The sequence below is a fragment of the Enterobacter sp. T2 genome, assembly GCF_010692925.1.
GTDB classification, from domain to species: domain Bacteria; phylum Pseudomonadota; class Gammaproteobacteria; order Enterobacterales; family Enterobacteriaceae; genus Enterobacter; species Enterobacter kobei.
In genome coordinates, this window is sequence record NZ_CP048736.1 from 3,830,911 (window position 1) to 3,849,165 (window position 18,255).

Genomic DNA, 18,255 nt, shown 5'->3' on the forward strand with positions numbered 1-18,255 from the left:
GAATACCACAATCAACCGCTGAATACGTTTCCGGTACCCGGTGCGGCCTTCAGCACCCACACGCGTCCGTAGTGGTTATACCAGCCCGCACGGTGGCCAGCATCCGGGCCAATGCCCTGATAAATATCGAAGTGCTGGCCTTTAATCGCCCCGCCCACATCCAGCGCCACCATCAGACGCAGCTCATACTGACCGTTGAATTTACCGTTGTTGTCCAGCAGCGGGACTTCCGCCAGCAGCGTGGTACCCGCAGGAATAATAGAACGATCCGATGCCACCGACGCGCGGCCAATCAGCGGAACGGCACTCGCCCCCTTCACCGGTGCGAAGTTTTGCGGTTTAAAGAAGACGAACGACGGGTTCTGCTCCAGCAGTTCACGCACCTCGGCTTCACTGTGCTTTTCGCCCCACTCGCGGATCGCCTGCATCGACATATCTTCCTTCTTCACTTCACCGCGGTCGATCAGCACCTTACCAATACTGCGATAGGCGTGGCCGTTTTTACCGGAATAGCTGAAGAAGTTAAGCGGCGAACCGTCGCCAAAATCGATGTAGCCACTGCCCTGAACGTCCATGATGAAGTTATCCATCAGGGAGTTGCTGTAAGCCAGAACGTAGTTTTCGCTCAGCGCACCCGCGTAGATCTCTGCACGAGAAGGCAGACGACCGCGTTTTGGCGGCATACGGTAGATAGGATACTGGAACTCACCCTGGCGCGTGTGTCGCGCCTGAATCACGGGCGTGTAATACCCTGTGAACTGGACGTTGCCGTAGTTATCCGCCCCTTCCATCTGCCAGGCGTCAATACCAAACTGGCGCATGTTACGTGTATCACCGCCTGCTTTCAGCCAGTCCTGGACCGCGTTGTACACGCTACTCTGAGTGCCATACAGACGCGGCGACGCATTGCGGATCTGGTAAACCTGCTCGGAGAAATCGCCGGCGTTGATCGGAGCACCGACAGCATCAGGCTGATTAACTAAAGAGAAAGGCTGGGATAACTTCCCGTCTTTATACTGTTGACCGCGATCGGTCGGTTTGGAAGAGCAGGCCGCAAGAATCGCTACCATTGCGCCTGCCATCAGATACTTCGCCCAACGTCCTTTCATTATATCTCGTCTTTAAGTTGCCCATTTCCGCGTGATGAAGATAACAAACCGCCAGGGCTAATGAAATGCGTTCGCATGCCCTTTGGCAAATTTTGCGCAAAAAATAGTCCATACAGCGCCATGTCGTTCAATTTGCATACAAAATCATGATTTATGTAAAAAAGGGGTTGCATCACAAACCTATCCGAGTATAGTGCGCATCCACGGACGCGGGGTGGAGCAGCCTGGTAGCTCGTCGGGCTCATAACCCGAAGGTCGTCGGTTCAAATCCGGCCCCCGCAACCAATTAAAATTTGATGAAGTATCTTCTACGACAGTAGAAAGACGGACGCGGGGTGGAGCAGCCTGGTAGCTCGTCGGGCTCATAACCCGAAGGTCGTCGGTTCAAATCCGGCCCCCGCAACCAATCAAATTTGAAGAAGTAAGTTTCTACAAGAGTAGAAAGACGGACGCGGGGTGGAGCAGCCTGGTAGCTCGTCGGGCTCATAACCCGAAGGTCGTCGGTTCAAATCCGGCCCCCGCAACCAACACTTCTAAAAACAATAAACACCCTGAAGGGTGTTTTTTTGTATCTGTCGTTTGTGAATGTGCCGGGCGTTTCACCCGGCTGAATGCGCTATCCGCGTCGCGCCAGCGTCGCCCCGTCTGAGAAATACGCCCGAATCCCCGCCAGAATCGACTCCGCCACCTCCTGCTGGAATTTTGCCGTCTTGAGCTTACGCTCCTCTTCAACGTTACTGATAAACGCCGTTTCGACCAGTATGGAGGGAATATCCGGCGCTTTAAGCACCGCAAACCCGGCCTGCTCAACGCTGTTTTTATGCAGCTTATTGATGTTACCCAGCTTGCCCAGCACTGCTTTACCAAACTTCAGGCTGTCGTTAATGGTCAGGGACTGCACCATATCGAACATCGTGTGGTCGACGTAGCGGTCACCGCTTTTGCTCACGCCACCGATCAGATCCGAGGCGTTCTGAGTGTCGGCCAGGTAACGCGCCGCGGTACTGGTCGCGCCTTTGGTTGAGAGCGCAAACACTGACGATCCACTCGGCTGACGGCTGGTAAAGGCATCTGCGTGGATCGAGACGAAGAGATCGGCGCGCTGCTTCTGCGCTTTTGCCACGCGAACTTTCAGCGGGATAAAGACATCTTCATTGCGCGTCATGTAGGCGCGCATATTGCCCTCTTTATCAATCAACGCCTTCAGACGACGGGCAATTTGCAGCACCACGTCTTTCTCCCGCGTATGATATTTCCCCACCGCACCGGAGTCTTCGCCGCCGTGGCCAGGATCGAGCATGATCACAATCGGGCGATCGCGCCCCGCTTTGCCCGGCTGCGGACCACTTTGCGCAGGCGGAACCTGACGTTGCAGATCGCCTTTGTTGTAATCCTCCAGCAGGGCCAGAAGCGGATCCTGAATATCCGTTGCATTGGCTGGGTAGAGATCCATTACCAGACGCTCTTTAAACGTCGCCACAGGGGCGAGAGCGAACAGCTGCGGCTTCACGTTCTGTTTGAGCTCAAACACCATACGCACGGTTTGCGGATCAAACTGCCCGACGCGCGCCGATTTAATAAACGGATCGTCACCGCGGATCTGCGCCGCCATCCCCTTCAGCACGGAGTTAAGGTTCACGCCTTCGAGATCCACTACCACACGTTCAGGATTGCTGAGGGCAAATTGCTTATATTTCAGCACACGATTGGATTCGACCGTCACGCGCGTGTACGTCGACGACGGCCAGACGCGCACCGCCACCACCTGACTCGTGGCGGCAAGGCCGACCTGGCTGACGCTAAGCAACCACATTGCCCCGGCCCCTTTTAACAAACGGCGGCGGCTTATTGCTGAATTGGATCCCGACATGCTTCTCCCGAGCAAGAAAACGAACTGATATACAAAAGTCCAGATTGACCGAAAACTTTAACGAATGACGCATAAACTGTCATCTATAAAAGGGTAAACAATTCGATGCTAACGCACGGATTACTTATTCATTTCTGTGGGTCGCAGAAAATTTACACTTGCACACGCGGCCACAATCGAATAAAAATACAGAAATTACGAATAAACATTCATTAAGGGTTGTGCCATGGTGAAGGAACGTAGAACCGAACTGGTCCAGGGATTCCGCCATTCTGTTCCCTATATCAACGCCCACCGGGGAAAAACGTTTGTCATCATGCTTGGTGGCGAAGCCATTGAACATGAAAACTTTTCAAGCATCGTCAATGACATAGGCCTGCTGCACAGTCTCGGGATCCGCCTGGTGGTGGTCTACGGCGCGCGCCCGCAGATCGATGCCAACCTGGCCGCTCACCACCACGAGCCGATTTATCACAAACATACCCGCGTCACAGATGCGAAAACCCTGGAACTGGTGAAACAGGCGGCGGGGCTGCTGCAGCTGGATATTACGGCTCGCCTGTCGATGAGTCTGAACAACACGCCGCTGCAGGGGGCGCATATCAACGTCGTGAGCGGCAACTTTATCATCGCCCAGCCCCTCGGCGTGGACGATGGCGTGGATTACTGCCACAGCGGTCGCATTCGTCGTATTGATGAAGAGGCCATTCACCGTCAGCTGGACAGCGGTGCCATCGTGCTCATGGGCCCGGTGGCGGTATCCGTGACCGGCGAAAGCTTCAACCTCACGTCAGAAGAGATTGCCACCCAGCTGGCTATCAAGCTGAAGGCGGAAAAAATGATTGGGTTTTGCTCCTCACAGGGCGTCGTTAACGATGAAGGGGTGATTGTGCCGGAACTCTTCCCGAATGAAGCCCAGGCGCGCGTGGAAGCGCTGGAGGCCGAAGGAGATTACCACTCCGGCACCGTGCGTTTTCTGCGTGGTGCGGTGAAGGCCTGCCGTAGCGGCGTGCGCCGTAGCCACCTGATCAGCTATCAGGAAGACGGGGCCTTACTGCAGGAGCTCTTCTCCCGGGATGGCATCGGCACCCAGATTGTCATGGAGAGTGCGGAGCAGATACGCCGCGCGACCATCAACGATATCGGAGGTATTCTGGAACTGATCCGCCCGCTGGAACAGCAGGGTATTCTGGTGCGTCGTTCCCGTGAACAGCTGGAGATGGAGATCGACAAATTCACCATTATTCAGCGCGATAACCTGACCATTGCCTGCGCCGCGCTCTATCCGTTCCCGGAAGAGAAGATCGGTGAAATGGCCTGTGTGGCTGTGCATCCTGACTACCGGAGCTCTTCTCGCGGAGAAATGCTGCTAGAGCGCGTGGCGGCGCAGGCGCGCCAGATGGGATTGAGCAAGCTGTTCGTCCTGACCACGCGCAGCATTCACTGGTTCCAGGAACGCGGGTTCACGCCGGTGGATATCGATTCCCTGCCGGAAACGAAGAAAGAGATGTACAACTATCAGCGCCGTTCAAAAGTGCTGATGGCCGACCTGGGATAATACGCCACTTGCCGGGAAGCGCTGCGCTTACCCGGCCTGCATTTCGTCCCTCATTCAGAGAGACTCAAAGATTGCGCCCAGCCCGCTTCGGCGTTCCGTGCGGGTGGCGATGGCCTGCATCAGCACGCGTTCATCGGTATACAGCGACAGGCGCTGACGCGCACGCGTGATGGCGGTATAGATCAGCTCGCGGGTAACGACAGGTGAAAGCTGCGTCGGCAGGATCAACGCCGCATGGTTAAACTCAGAGCCCTGCGATTTATGCACCGTCATCGCCCACGCAGTTTCATGCTCGGGCAAACGGCTGGGCTGGAAGGACTTCACGCTACCATCCGGCATCTGGAACCAGACGCGCAACCCCTGCCCACGATCGAGTGCAATGCCGATATCGCCGTTAAACAACCCCAGCGCACTGTCGTTGCGGGAAATCATCACCGGGCGCCCTTCATACCAGCGCGAGTGCAGGGTACGGTTGATTTTACGTTTCTGCGCCAGCAGCTGTTCCAGCCTGTCATTCAGGCCGCTGACGCCAAACGGCCCCTCCCTCAACGCGCAGAGCAACTGATATTCGCCAAACGCGGCAATCACCTGCTCCGGCGGACGTTGCTGTTGTACGCCGGTGAGAAAATGTTGATACCCCAGCAAGGCATCATCCAGCATCGCCTGATACTCTTCCCCACTTTGCAGCGATTTTTTCTCAATGTCGGTAAAGGTACCGTCAAACACCGCACAGGTCGTGTGCCGGTCTCCCCGGTTCACCGCCGACGCAAGCTGCCCGATGCCGGAGTCGCTGCCGAAACGGTAGCTTTTTTGCAGCAGGCACAAGCTGTCGCGCAGCGCGCCCGCGACCGAGTGCTGTTCCGCCGCAAGGGAACACCCTGTCAGGCGGGCCAACTCCTCCGCGCGTTCCGCGGTATAACCCAGACTGGCATAGGTGCAGATATCACCCAGCACGGCCCCAGCTTCCACGGACGCTAGCTGGTCACGGTCGCCGAGGAAAATGACCCGCGCATGAGGCGGCAAAGCATCGATCAGCCGCGACATCATCGTCAGGTCAATCATCGACGCTTCATCCACCACCAGCACATCCAGGTGTAGCGGGTTACCGGCATGGTAGCGCAGACGCTGGCTACCCGGCTGCGCGCCAAGTAACCGATGCAACGTGCTGGCTTCATTGGGAAAAAGCGCAAGCTGTTCCCCTGTGAGCGGCAATTTTTGCAGGGCACCGCCTAATGACTCCGTCAGACGTGCCGCGGCTTTACCGGTGGGAGCCGCCAGACGAATACGACACTTTTGCTCACCGGATAACTGAATCAGCGCGGCAAGCAGTTTTGCCACCGTCGTTGTTTTCCCGGTGCCCGGGCCGCCCGAAATCACCGAGATCCGCCGCGTTAACGCCACGGCGGCCGCCACTTTCTGCCAGTCAGTCGCGTCGTCAGAGGTAAACAGCGTATCCAGCACTTGCCGGAGCTGCGCTTCATCGCAGGGAAGCGGGGCGTTGGTCTCGCTGAAGAAGCGCGCCACCGTCAGTTCGTTACGCCAGAGTCGGTTCAGATACAAACGCTCGCCGGTCAAAATCAGTGGCGTCCCGGTATCGGTCGCGCTGACGGCAGGCGAGCGGAGTAATATCGCCTGCCAGTCCACTGCCTCACCGAGCAGCGCGAAACACGACTGCAGCGCCGGAGGCATTTTCTCATCCACAGCCAGACGCGACAGCGGAAGGCACACATGCCCCTCGCCTGCGTCCTTACTCAGAATGGCGGCAGCGAGCATAACGGCTGGCTCCTCGCCCGCCACCATCATGGCAAACTGCACGTCCAGGTGGCGCAATAATCGTTGTTCTACCGCCTCCAGTAATAGCGCCTGCATCGTCATGCCATCTCCTCTGTGCGTGCAGCAAACAGGTTATCCATTTTTTCAATCAGCTCCACGGCCGGACGGGTGCTGAAAACGCCCGACTGCGGGTCGTTAGCATCCACGCCGCGCAGGAACAGGTAAATAACGCCGCCAAAATGGTCTTCGTAACGGTAATCGGCCATGCGATGGCGCAGGTACCGGTGCAACGCCAGGGTATAGAGCTGATACTGCAGGTCGTAGCGATGCATTTGCATCGCTGAGGCCATCGCCTGTTGGGTATAGGCTTCGCTGTTCTCACCCAGCCAGTTCGATTTGTAATCCAGCAGGTAGTAGCGCCCTTCGTGGCGGAAAACCAGGTCGATGAACCCTTTTAACATCCCCTGAACCTGGCGGAAGTTGAGCGGTGGGCACCCGGCGGATAACGGATCGTACTCACGGATCAATGCGTCAAGCGCGTCGGCCCTGAGCGGGCTGGCGATGGGGAGATAAAACTCCATTTCGACCTGTTTATCTTTGGCGGTCAGCTGGCTGAGGGAAATCCCCTGTGTCGTGAGCGGCGCGTGCAAAACAGCGCGGAGCCAGTCGGTGAGAACCGGCTGCCATTGGGCGTCGTAGCCGCCGCTCTGGAGCATCTTCAGCACCCATTCTTCAGAGACCGGCTGGGTAAAATCCAGCTCTTCAAACAGGCTGTGTAAAAACGTGCCCGGCGAGGCCCCACGCGGGAACTGATGCGGTGTGAGCACCGGTTCAGCGGGCACGCTTCCTGCGCCTGCGGCATCTACGTCCAGTTTAGGCATCAAATCCTGAGCAACGCTTTGCCCGTGCTGCTGTAAACCGGAGTAACTGGTAACGCGCCAGTCGTCGGCAATCGTGCGGGCAACCTGGCGGGCATGCAGCTCTGACGTTCTCTGTTCCGGCGTCTGCCAGCGGCTGTTGTCGGGCTGAGACGGAATATGCAGGGCAACATGCTCTGAGCAAAGAGATTCGATGCACTGGCGCAGACCGGCAGCATCTTTGGGTTCGCCTCGCTGGATAAGCCTTCCCAGCGCACTCAGATGAAAATCACTCTCGCCGCTCTTATCGCCCCGGCGACGAAACAGCGGCGCAACGCCCAGGCTGCAGTGCCAGACCGAGCGGGTCAGCGCCACATAAAGCAGACGCAGATCTTCTGCCAGACGCTCGGCTTCGGCCAGCTCAACGCTTGACTCTGCGTTGCTGAGATCGAGTACCGCTTCAAACGACTCGCGATCGTGGTAAAAAGCCTGATCCTGAACGCGGTAATTGGCGATAAAGGGCAGCCAGACCAGCGGATATTCCAGGCCTTTCGATTTGTGAATGGTGACGATTTGCACCAGGTGTTTATCACTCTCAAGGCGCATCTGCTGGCTGGACGAATTACTGTTCGGGTCGGCAATCTGCTGCGCCAGCCAGCGCACCAGGGCATGCTCGCTCTCCAGCTGTGTCCCCGCTTCCTGCAGCAGTTCGCTGATATGCAGAATATCGGTCAGACGGCGCTCACCGCCCGCGGTTGCGAGCATGTTCTCCGCAATGTGTCGCTCTGCCATGAGCTCACGCACCATCGCCATCACGCCGCGCTTTTGCCATTTTTCGCGGTAGCGAACAAACTCTTCTACCACGGCATCCCACGCGGCTTCGTCATTGTTGAGCACATCAATATCACGCGCATTCAGCCCGAGCATCGCACTCGCCAGTGCACTGCGCAGCGTACTTTCACGCTCTGGCGCCAGCACGGCCTGCAGCAGCCAAAGCATCTCCTGGGCTTCCAGCGTTTCAAAAACGCTGTCGCGGTTTGAAAGATAGACGGACGGAATATTCAGTAGCGTCAGGGCGTCGCGAATAAGCGCGGCCTCCTGGCGGCTTCGCACCAGCACCGTGATATCGGATGCTTTTACCGGCGCGGGTTTATCGCCCTTCCACAGCAGCGCATCTCCCCGCGCGCCTGCGCTGAGCCAGTCCCTAATCTGCGCCGCACAGTACTGGGCCATGGCATTTTGATAGTCGGCGACGCCACAGCCTTCGCCGTCCAGCAGCCAGAAGTGCATGGCGGGCTGCGTCTCACCGTTGAATTCGAAGCGCAACGAATCGTTTTTCGGGGCAAATTTGACCGGCAGAAACGGGATTTCCCGGAACATAAACGCCATATCCATGCGACTGAACAGCGCGTTAACGCTTTCCACCATGCCGGGAGAGGATCGCCAGTTGGTATCGAGCGTATAGTGCGCATCAACCTCACTGCGGGCTTTCATGTAGGTGAAAATATCCGCACCGCGGAAAGCGTAAATGGCCTGCTTCGGATCGCCGATTAACAGCAGTGCGGTGCCGGGCTGATGGCGCCAGATACGGCGGAAAATACGGTACTGCTGAGGGTCGGTATCCTGAAACTCGTCAATCATTGCGACCGGGAAGCGAGTACGAATCGCCTCTGCAAGCGCTTCGCCATTTTCGCTGCACAACGCCGCATCAAGGCGACTCAGCATGTCATCAAACCCCAGCTCGCCCCGCCGGCGCTTTTCGCGCGCCACGGCATCGCGAATTTCCGTCATCGCACGGGTGATCATCAGATCGTTAAGCGTCAGGGGCTCCGCCAGCAGAGTTTCAATTGCCACAAACAGGGGATGTTCAGGCACAATGCCGTCGGCTTTGGTCCGCTCAACCAGGAAACGCTGTGAGAATTTCTCCAGCGCGTCCGGAAGCTGATAACCGCGCGTCTCTTCCTTCGCCCATGCGCTGATCTTCTCGATCCATTTTCCCTGGTTGCCACGGTTGAACTTGCGTCTGTCAATCCCGGAACTCTCGATGATCGCCTCAATCTCGCCGACTGATTCATTCCATTTTTGCTTGATGTCTGCGATTCGCGCGATGATTTTTTCATGGCGTGAGGCCAGGGTTTCATCCGCTGGCGGCGGCGATTTGATGACCGGCGCTTCCCCCTGAAGATAACGATCGATGGCGCGCAGCAGTGCCTCTGGCCCTTTCCACAAGGCATGTACCGCTTCGGCGATATCGCGCGGTAACGGGTAGCAGTGGCGACGCCAGAAATCCGCACAGGCCTGATAGCGCAGCACGGATTCATCTTCAATGAGTTGTTGTTCAAACAGCATGCCGGATTCGAACGCATTCAGGCTCAGCATGCGCTGGCAAAACCCGTGAATGGTGAAGACGGACGCTTCGTCCATCTGTCGTTCCGCAAGGAGCAGCCACTGGGCGGCCTGCTGCTTATCAGCAATTTCTTCCAGAAGGCTCGCGTAGAGAGGGTTATCCGTACTCTGGCGCAGGCAGGCGATGCGCAGTTCGTGAATATTGGTACGAATACGGCCGCGCAACTCAGCGGTGGCGGCCTCGGTAAAGGTCACGACCAACAGCTCTTCAACGCTCAAAGGGCGCGGAAAAGCAGCGTTACCGCCAAGCCCTAACAGCAGGCGCAGATAGAGCGCGGCAATTGTGAACGTTTTTCCCGTTCCCGCTGAGGCTTCAATCAATCGTTCACCCTGTAGAGGTAAACGTAAGGGATCAAGGGACTCAGCGGTATCGGTCATTCTTTCTTACTCCAGGGCATTGATTGCTGCAGCGCGCTGACGCTCTTCCAGACTTTCCAGCCTTGTGGATTCACGTACTCCGTTTTCCCGTTCTGGCTACCGGAAACCTGAGACAGAATGGTGATGCCCTGCGGCTTAATCACGGCCTGATGGAAGAAGTCCGCAACCTTCTGCGGCGTCAGCTGTTTTATCTCGGCCACTACTTTATCACGCGAATCAAATTTCATATTACCGCGATCAAAATCTTTGCTCAGCTGCGACGCCTCTTCGCCCAGCGTCTGCGGCGGCTGCATCACCTGCGCAATGACGGCCTGCTGGATCTGGGAAAATTCTTCCGGCTTCATGGCCCGCAGCTTTGCTTCCACCTGCGGGAAGAACGCCTGATAGCGCTGCCAGAGATAGGCCGGTTGTTTATCGCTGCTTTGCAGCAGGAAGCCCAGCCCCCACTGACGGCCAACGTTCATCGAGAAAGCAAATACCGCGTAGCCAAGCTGCTCTTCCGTACGCAGTTGGTTATAGAACCACGGCTGAATAATCTGCCCCAGCACCGCGCTCTGTGCGGACCCGGAGAATTCGTCATAGCCCGTGGGCACAAACACTGCAGCCAGCGCGGAATCGGTACTGCTCCCCGCTTTTTCAAAAATCACATTCTGTTTTTTCTCAACCAGCACGTCCTGGTTACGGCACCACTCGTCGCCTTTCGAACCCAGCTGAGTGCGGACATTCTCTGCCAGCGTTTTAGCCTGATCCTCGCTCATGTTACCGACGATAAGGAACTCAGGACGCGTGTTAGTTTTCAGCGCATCACGGTAATCCAGCACCTCTTTTAATGAGATAGATGGCAGCAATGCCCGGCGTTCTTCACGCTGGAAATACGGGATTTGCGACAGCATTTGCGCTGGCATCAGCGCCTGATCGTAGGCTTTGCCCTTTTCCGCAGAATCCATCATCTGCGCATACCAGGACTTGGCCTGCTCAAGCTGCTCTTCCGTCGGCGTATAGCTAAAATAGCCCTCCAGCAGTGCCTGGAACAGCTGAGGCAAACGCTGGGTATAGCCATTTGCATTCAGCATCAAACCATTGTTGGCATTGGTGGAGAAGCTGATCCCGCCAACGGCTGCCTGGTTGCTAAGCTGATCGAGCGCGATACCCGCGAGATAGTCATTCAGCGCGAACATCACCTGATTTTTGGCACTATTCATCGCTTTCGGATTACGCAGCACCACGCTGACATCCACCTTTGGCTCGCTCGCGAAATAACGGCTTGGGGTATACACCACGCGCAGCGTCGGCTCATCGACAATGAGCTGGGGGTGCGGATAATCCTTAGTGGTTTTGATAAGCGTAAAATCATCCGGAATGTAAGGGTTCAGTTCCGGCAACGTCAACGCAATCTCTCCAGCCTTCTTTTGCCAGGCAGCGAAGGTCTGGTCGCCGATCTTGTCTACCTGATAAGGTGCATCGACAAAGTAGGCCGTTTTGTTATGCGGTTCGTTCGGGCTGATGTACCAGATACGGGCATTCTGCGGGGTCATCATCGCCAGGCGCGCTTTTAACGCCGCCGCATCATAGCGATCGGCAATATTGACCGCATCGAGGGTGTGTTCCACTGGCACGCGGATCATGGTATCCGCCAGCCACTCCACATAATCCATGTCGCGGGTGATGGACGGGTAACGGAAATCGAGATCCAGCACATGAGCGAGTTCATCAAAATAGCGCTTATCGACGCCTTTCTCACGCAGCAAAGAGAGGTAGCTGAAGATAGCGGCAACCACTTCATCACGGTTGGCCTGCCCTTTGTCGGTCAGGGTGGCGGAAATTGCCAGCACGCCGCTGTTGCCGTTTACAACAGGATCGGAATCGGCGCGAATCCCTTCCACCAGCCCCTGTTTCTGCAGCCAGTCGGATAATGTTCCCGGACTGCGGTTACCAATCAGGTAGGTCACCAGCTCGTCGGTTTTGCTGCGAAACTGTGCGGTGTTGTTATCAATGCGGAACTCAACGCGCAGCACCTTGCGGGGCATGGCAGGAACGTAGTGGATGACGATCCCTTTTTGCGCGTCCGTGACAACCGGCACGTCAATCTTTGGCAGGTCGATATTTTTATTTGGCACCCGGCCAAACGTTTTTGCCGCCAAACCAGCCAGTTCAGGCAGCGGTTTGTTGCTGTAAATAACCGCCTTCATCAGGTTGGCTGAGTAGTATTTGTCGCGAAACGCATGCAGAGCATCAATGACCGGGCTGCCGGGTTTATCGCTGAGCGTCTCCAGATTGCCGCCCGAGAAGCGTGCACCTGGGTGCGCAGGGTTGATCGTCTCAGCGCTGACCTGCGCCATACGCATACCGTCTCGGGTACGGGCCATCGTCAGTTCGGCATTCACCGCATTGCGTTCACGATCGGCGTATTTTTTATCCAGCAGCGGCGCGGCGATAGCATCCGCAAGACGATCAACCGCCCCGTCCAGCGCGTCATTTTCGACTTCGAGATAAAAGGCCGTGCGGTAAGGTGCCGTGCTGGCATTGTGGCTGCCGCCATGCATTTTTAGAAATTCGGACAGGCTATCCGGCTGCGGATACTTCTTTGACCCCATTAACGTCATGTGTTCGAGGTAATGCGCCAGCCCCGGGTGAGCCTCAGGATCTTCCAGCGATCCAATCGGCACGACCAATGCCGAGAGGGATTTCACCGCCTGCGGATCGGAAACCAGCAGCACGGTCATGCCGTTATCAAGCCGGATCGCCTGATACTGCCGGGTGTCTTTTTCGCTCTTACGGATAGTGTCCTGAACGGGTTGCCAACCGGAGTCTGCCTGAGTGAAGGGAGCCCAAAGGGCGATAAACAAAACAAACGCTTTGAACACGGTGCTGCCTGGCATTACGACCTCTTTATCACGGCTATCCCCGTCATACTTCAAGTTGCATGTGCGTTGGCTGCGTGCGTTCACCCCAGTCACTTACTTATGTAAGCTCCAGGGGATTCACACTCTTGCCGCCTTCCTGCAACTCGAATTATTTAGGGTAAACATCATTAACACACTGCGTGCTGGACACGCCAACATCTCTTTATTGGGGGTACATCAGTCCGTGATAAGAAGTGCATCATAAATGAACACCCCTGACTGCGCAATTTTTATACAGCGCTCAGGACTGATTAAATTTAAACAACGGTAACAGGTAGCGCTTTGCCTCTTCCGTGATAGCCTCAAAGTACTCTGGTTCGAGCGTGCGCCATAAGCGCTGATACCAGACATCTTCCCCCTCGCCGCGCACCATCATGTTCCCTTCATAGGCCTGCATAAATTTACTGCGCGCTTTCTGCAGAGAAGCCTCATCCGTTAACATCGCATCATTCTGTGCGTCGTAACAGGCTTTTATCCACGCACCACCACTTTCAGGCAATAACAGCAGGGGTTTGTTCATTCCCTGGAGATAGCCTTCAATGTACAAAGAGAGGTAGCGAAACGCCTGCTCTGCCTCCATTGGCGGAAAGCGCCACTCGCCCTCTTTGCGCACTAAGATCCGGCTTTCGCCTTTATGGCCTAACGCACTGTAGACAAGATGTTCCAGCCAGAGTTGCAATCCCTGTGAAACGCTGAGCAGTGAAGGCCGCCAGCGCAGCAGTCCATCAGGCTGAACCTGAGTGAGCCAGCCGGTGAGCTGGATGCCATTGCAGCTGAGATCGATTTCGAGACTTTGTCCGGGCTGACGGTGCTCCCTTACGCGCTCCGCCAGAGCGTTCATTTCCTGGCATTGCGCCTCCCAGACGATCTCCCCAAACGCGCCATAAGGCAGTTGTCCTGCCGCACGATAGCGGCGATAAAGCTTGTCAGCATCTTCCTCGTCAACCAGTGCATTCAGCAGTTGCAGATTTAACTGATAGCGCTCCAGCCCTTCCAGCGTAAAAGGCTCTGCATCCGGAATTTCGCTCTCTTCAGAACGGAAGTTGACCTGCAATCGCTGCTGGAAGAAGGCGCGAACAGGATGCGCCCAAAAGCGTTGAAGCTGTTCAAAAGTCAGGGTGTTAATGGGCAGCGGGTCAAGTGTCTGAATGAAATCCGTATGTGCTCTCCCCTCCTTTTTCGCGGCCGGTAGCCACTCGCGGGCATAGCTCTGCTGTTCGCTAACAACGTAGTTCATCGGGTCAAACGGCATACGGCTGTGGACACAGGTGATATGCGCCTTGACCCGCTGTTCGCTTTCATCACAGTTAAGGGCTTCATCACCCGCCAGATAGTGGCTCTGGCCGATATAATCCACTAACTCCTGCACCAGAACGGAGGGGAAGCGCTCGCTGTTATCCTGAATGGAGCGGCCGATATAGCTGATATAGAGCTTACTCTGGGCAGAGATGAGCGCTTCGAGGAAAAGATAGCGGTCATCATCACGACGACTACGGTCACCCCGCTTTGGATTTGCGCTCATTAAATCGAACCCCAGCGGCGCCAGGGCGCGAGGATAAACGCCGTCATTCATGCCGAGCAAACAGACCACCTTAAAGGGGATTGAACGCATTGGCATCAGCGTGCAGATATTGATTGGGCCCGCCAGGAAACGCTGACTGATTCGCTCCTGGTCAAGACGCTGCGTCAATTCGTCCCTCAGCAGCGACAATGGAATCGCCTCGTGATAGTGGGAATTCACGCCCTCGTCGACGATAGCCTGCCACTGCGTTTCAATGAGCGCCATCGCCGCTTCGGTGTCACTGTCTGGCAGGAAGAAATCATTGAGCAACGCCCTGCAAACCGGAAGCCACTCTTCAAGCGGACGCGGCTGCATTAACTCACGACGCCAGCGGTTAAGCTGCATCAGCAGAGACGCTAAATGCCCCACCAGTTCAGCAATCAAACCGCTGGACTCATCGTATGGCAGCACCTCATTCCACTCGCCCTGGCTGCTTTCCATGGCGTAGCCCAGCAGCATACGCGTCAGGCCAAACCGCCAGGTATGTTGCCCGGTCGGAGGAAGCTCGAACTCCTGGACGTTGTCGTCATCAATCCCCCAGCGCACGCCAGATTCATTCACCCACTGGCGAAGGTAGCGCAGCCCTTCCTCATTGATGTTGAAGCGTGCGGCCAGCACGGGAACATCCAGTAACGCCAGGACATCTTCCGAGATGAAGCGGCTATCCGGCAGTGAAAGCAGGGTAACAAAGGCCTGCAAGGCGGGATGCGACTGACGAGCGCGACGGTCAGAGATAGCGTAAGGCAAGTATCGCTCCCCTGTCGCACTGCCGAAAACAGCCTGAATAAAGGGGCTGTAGCTATCGATGTCTGCCACCATCACCACGATGTCACGCGGCGTGAGTTCGGGATCGTCCTGCAGCATCGCCAGCAACTGGTCGTGAAGCACTTCGACCTCACGCTGCGGGCTATGGCACACATGGATCGTGATACTACGATCGTCAGCATCCAGATTCCGCTTGCTGTCGCTGCGTTCAAACTCTTTCGCCGTCACGCCCATAACGGCACGGTTTTCCAGATCAAGAATATCGAGCTGAATGTTATGCAGCAGGTTATCCGGGGCGATCTCGACAAAAGCATCCACATCGCCTTCACCCGATGAAGTGATATCAGAGAGCATGTGAATGTAATCACGTCCCAGCTTCCCCCATGAGGCAAGCAGCGGATTGGGCAGGTTCTGAATACCGTCTTCATCGAAAAGCTGCGCGGCGGTGGAGCCGTCTTTAAACAAAGGGACGGATCGCTCTTCAAAAAGGCGCTTTCTTTGGCGGGTTACCAGCCGCGAAAGCCAGCGTTCATCGAGGATATCCCCCCAATAGTGCCGGCAGGGGTTGGTAAACAAAATATGAATATCAATATGTTTACCCAGCGCATTCAGCGCCTTCATATAGACAGGGGGTAATGCGGATATCCCACAGATAAAGACGCGTGACGGCAGACGGGCCGGGCGCTCCGACGCATTTTCGAGTATCGAGATAAACCGATCGTACAAATTGGCACGGTGCCACTTAGGCTGGCCCAGTTTCTCCGTATGCTCAACCAGCGCTTTCCATAGCGGCGCCTGCCAGATTTGCGCCTCCGGTAGCCCTTCAACCCGCTCACCCGCTTCCCAGCGAATTAACCAGTCAGCACGGTAAACCAGATATTGGTCGTAGAGATCGGCGGTACGGGACGCTAGCTGGAACAGCTTGCGCTTATCGGTATCGTCATTGAGATAGTGGCGTAGCATGGCGAATTCATCGTGCTGCAGCATTTCCGGCAGCAGCGCCATCAGCTTCCAGCTCATGCTCTGCTTGTTGAAGGCGCTCTGCTCGGGAATGTCTGGCAATACGCGAACAAACATTTCCCAGATAAAGCTCGCCGGCAGCGGAAAATCAATGTTCGCGGCAATGCCAAATTTACGGGAAAGCGACATTTGCAGCCACTGCGCCATACCGGTGCTTTGCACCAGCACCATTTCAGGCTCAAAAGGGTCGTCCAGCCGCTCGCGCTCAACGATAAATTCCATCAGCGCTTCCAGCACATCCAGACGATTTGAGTGGTAGACCCTTAACATAGATGCTCCCGACTACTGGCTAACAGGGCAATGCAGACGCGTTATCTCACCGCGCCGCCCCAGAGGCGAAAAAAGTGTAACCGTGATGCTGACACATCCTGAGTGCGTTGTCTGCACCCGACTCACCTGCCAGCCTGCGGGCAGCGCAGTCGTTGAGAGCTGAGCCTGGTTCCAGGCATAATGCCAGAGCTGGCGGTACTGGTTAAACAGGGTAAACCGCGCCGCCAGTGCCCTGTGATAACCGGCCAGTGCGGTTACGATCATCACCAGCAGCATCATCGCCAGCAGAACCTCAACCATGCTAAATCCTTTCTCTTTGTTTACGGTAGCTGGCATAACGCGCGCTCCTTAAGGGGACAAAAATCACTCCAGCCGTGGGGTGAAAAGTGAATTTTACCGTCGATTATCTCTCCTGAGCGCCAGAGCAGCAGGTCATTGCCTCCGGCAATCAGCAGCACACTCGTCTCACTCAGCCGCCGTAAACACACTCGCCACGCTGATGCCTGTTTGCACTGCGCCAGAGGCTCCGATGACCAACGCTGAACGCGTCCCCACTCAAGCGCAGATTGCACCGCGGCCTGCTGCTGAAATGAACGGCTTTCTCCGCCAACGAGCGCACTAAACGTAGTGAGTTGCTGGTTGAGACCGGTGAGGATCAGGGTACCAAGCACCAGTAAAAGCAGAACCAGCGCCAGGGAAGACATTCCACGTTGACAGTTCACAAGTTGTACCCCGTGACCGTATACACCGCCTGATAAGGCTTCCCCTGCTCGCCCTTGCGGATAGCGACCAGTTCGATAGTGAACTCAGGCGCAAACCTGGCGTGTTCAACTTTTCTCACCATAAAGTGCGTGATCACCAGCCTGTCCGGATCCGTGAGCTTTTCCCATCCTTTGCCTTCACACGAGGTTGCACCACGCAGGGTTTCCAGTGCACCCGACTCCAGACGAAAACCGGTGCTGTCGTTTTCTGATGCACTGTTATCCCAGCTGCCGTTACTGTTGGCATCCCATCGCACAATGACACAGCTACCTTGCCTGCCCGTTAACAACCCTTGTCCCGGGCAGTTACCCGCACAGTAGCCTGCCCGCTGGAGCTGTTTGCCGAGGGAAAACAGTCTCTGCCAGACCTCCTCTTCCTGTTCTCGCTGGCCGGATTGCAGTAACACCGCTCGCTGCAAACCGGGTAAAAAGCGCGATGCGCCGATCAATAACAGGCTGCTGATGGCCGTCGCAATCAGAACTTCAGTAAGGGAAAATCCCTGCTGACGCTTCAACATTGTCCCCCCTGCGAGACCTGACACATCCTGATGCGCCCTCCATCTGAGACAATAATCAGCCACGCTCCTGCACGGCTTTGCACTCTTATCCGACCTGCCCATGCCGTATCCCTCAATCCATAGAACCCGAGTGACGGCGTTACCTCGCTGACCGCGACTTCTGGCCAGAGTGGAATCAGTGCAAAGGGGCTGCCCTGCTCACAGCCTTTTACGGCAGAACTCACCAGGCATGCCCTTTCCCCCACCTGCTTCAAGGTAATGCGGTGCTCGCGGTTGTACCGGTTGGCATGGTTGCGCAGAAACACCAGGTAGTCGCGCACCTGGCTGGCGGTTTGCCACAGCCGCTGCTGCCCCTGCCAACTGCTCCAGCCGTACAGGCCTGAGGCACTGAGAATGACGACCAGCGACACAGCCACCAGCGTTTCGATAAGCGTAAAACCGTTCTCTTTTTTCATACGGGGAGTGTGGCGATGCGCCGATAAAGTGGCGAGCAGCGAATTAACGTT

At 56.2% G+C, this 18,255-nt stretch carries 11 protein-coding genes and 3 tRNA genes; 4 read left to right on the forward strand and 10 right to left on the reverse strand.

Annotated elements, in window-relative coordinates; genetic code table 11:
- Positions 1-11: 11 nt before the first annotated feature.
- Positions 12-1,109 carry a murein transglycosylase A gene (mltA, locus tag G0034_RS18380; RefSeq protein ID WP_014885070.1) on the reverse strand — a complete coding sequence of 366 codons (1,098 nt, stop codon included), beginning with the start codon at positions 1,107-1,109 and terminating at the stop codon, positions 12-14.
- Positions 1,110-1,317: 208 nt separating this feature from the next.
- Between mltA and G0034_RS18385 the strand changes: the two genes are divergently transcribed.
- From G0034_RS18385 to G0034_RS18395, 3 genes are all read left to right on the forward strand, one after another.
- Positions 1,318-1,394 (forward strand) — tRNA-Met (locus tag G0034_RS18385).
- Positions 1,395-1,438: 44 nt separating this feature from the next.
- Positions 1,439-1,515: transfer RNA gene (locus G0034_RS18390), tRNA-Met, on the forward strand.
- Positions 1,516-1,559: 44 nt separating this feature from the next.
- Positions 1,560-1,636: transfer RNA gene (locus G0034_RS18395), tRNA-Met, on the forward strand.
- 89 nt (positions 1,637-1,725) lie between these two features.
- Here the strand turns inward: G0034_RS18395 and amiC are convergent.
- Positions 1,726-2,979: an N-acetylmuramoyl-L-alanine amidase AmiC gene (gene amiC / locus G0034_RS18400; RefSeq protein WP_014885071.1), complete on the reverse strand. Its 1,254-nt coding sequence runs from the start codon at positions 2,977-2,979 to the stop codon at positions 1,726-1,728.
- Positions 2,980-3,205: 226 nt separating this feature from the next.
- Here amiC and argA point away from each other — a divergent pair, with 226 nt between their 5' ends.
- A complete protein-coding gene (gene argA / locus G0034_RS18405) occupies positions 3,206-4,537 on the forward strand; it encodes an amino-acid N-acetyltransferase (RefSeq protein WP_014885072.1) in 1,332 nt (443 codons plus the stop codon).
- A gap of 54 nt (positions 4,538-4,591) precedes the next feature.
- Here argA and recD read toward each other — a convergent pair whose 3' ends face one another.
- From recD to G0034_RS18445, 8 genes are all read right to left on the reverse strand, one after another.
- Complete coding sequence (gene recD / locus G0034_RS18410; RefSeq protein WP_014885073.1) at positions 4,592-6,412, reverse strand: exodeoxyribonuclease V subunit alpha; 1,821 nt, start codon at positions 6,410-6,412, stop codon at positions 4,592-4,594.
- Complete coding sequence (gene recB / locus G0034_RS18415; RefSeq protein WP_014885074.1) at positions 6,409-9,951, reverse strand: exodeoxyribonuclease V subunit beta; 3,543 nt, start codon at positions 9,949-9,951, stop codon at positions 6,409-6,411. The genes recD and recB overlap by 4 nt, the downstream gene beginning before the upstream one ends.
- The gene (gene ptrA, locus G0034_RS18420; RefSeq protein ID WP_088127248.1) at positions 9,948-12,830 is read right to left on the reverse strand and encodes a pitrilysin; all 2,883 of its coding nucleotides are present in this window, start codon (positions 12,828-12,830) and stop codon (positions 9,948-9,950) included. The genes recB and ptrA overlap by 4 nt, the downstream gene beginning before the upstream one ends.
- 265 nt (positions 12,831-13,095) lie before the next feature.
- A complete protein-coding gene (gene recC, locus G0034_RS18425) occupies positions 13,096-16,470 on the reverse strand; it encodes an exodeoxyribonuclease V subunit gamma (RefSeq protein ID WP_179121177.1) in 3,375 nt (1,124 codons plus the stop codon).
- Positions 16,471-16,482: 12 nt separating this feature from the next.
- Positions 16,483-16,806, reverse strand: a complete 324-nt coding sequence (locus G0034_RS18430; RefSeq protein WP_023331216.1) for a prepilin-type N-terminal cleavage/methylation domain-containing protein — start codon at positions 16,804-16,806, stop codon at positions 16,483-16,485.
- Entirely contained in the window at positions 16,791-17,192 is a 402-nt protein-coding gene (locus G0034_RS18435; RefSeq protein ID WP_179121178.1) for a DUF2509 family protein, read from the reverse strand. The genes G0034_RS18430 and G0034_RS18435 overlap by 16 nt, the downstream gene beginning before the upstream one ends.
- Positions 17,189-17,749, reverse strand: coding sequence for a prepilin peptidase-dependent protein (locus G0034_RS18440; RefSeq protein ID WP_050862145.1), 561 nt, complete (start codon positions 17,747-17,749; stop codon positions 17,189-17,191). The genes G0034_RS18435 and G0034_RS18440 overlap by 4 nt, the downstream gene beginning before the upstream one ends.
- Positions 17,743-18,204: a prepilin peptidase-dependent protein gene (locus tag G0034_RS18445; protein WP_179121179.1), complete on the reverse strand. Its 462-nt coding sequence runs from the start codon at positions 18,202-18,204 to the stop codon at positions 17,743-17,745. The genes G0034_RS18440 and G0034_RS18445 overlap by 7 nt, the downstream gene beginning before the upstream one ends.
- Positions 18,205-18,255: the final 51 nt, after the last annotated feature.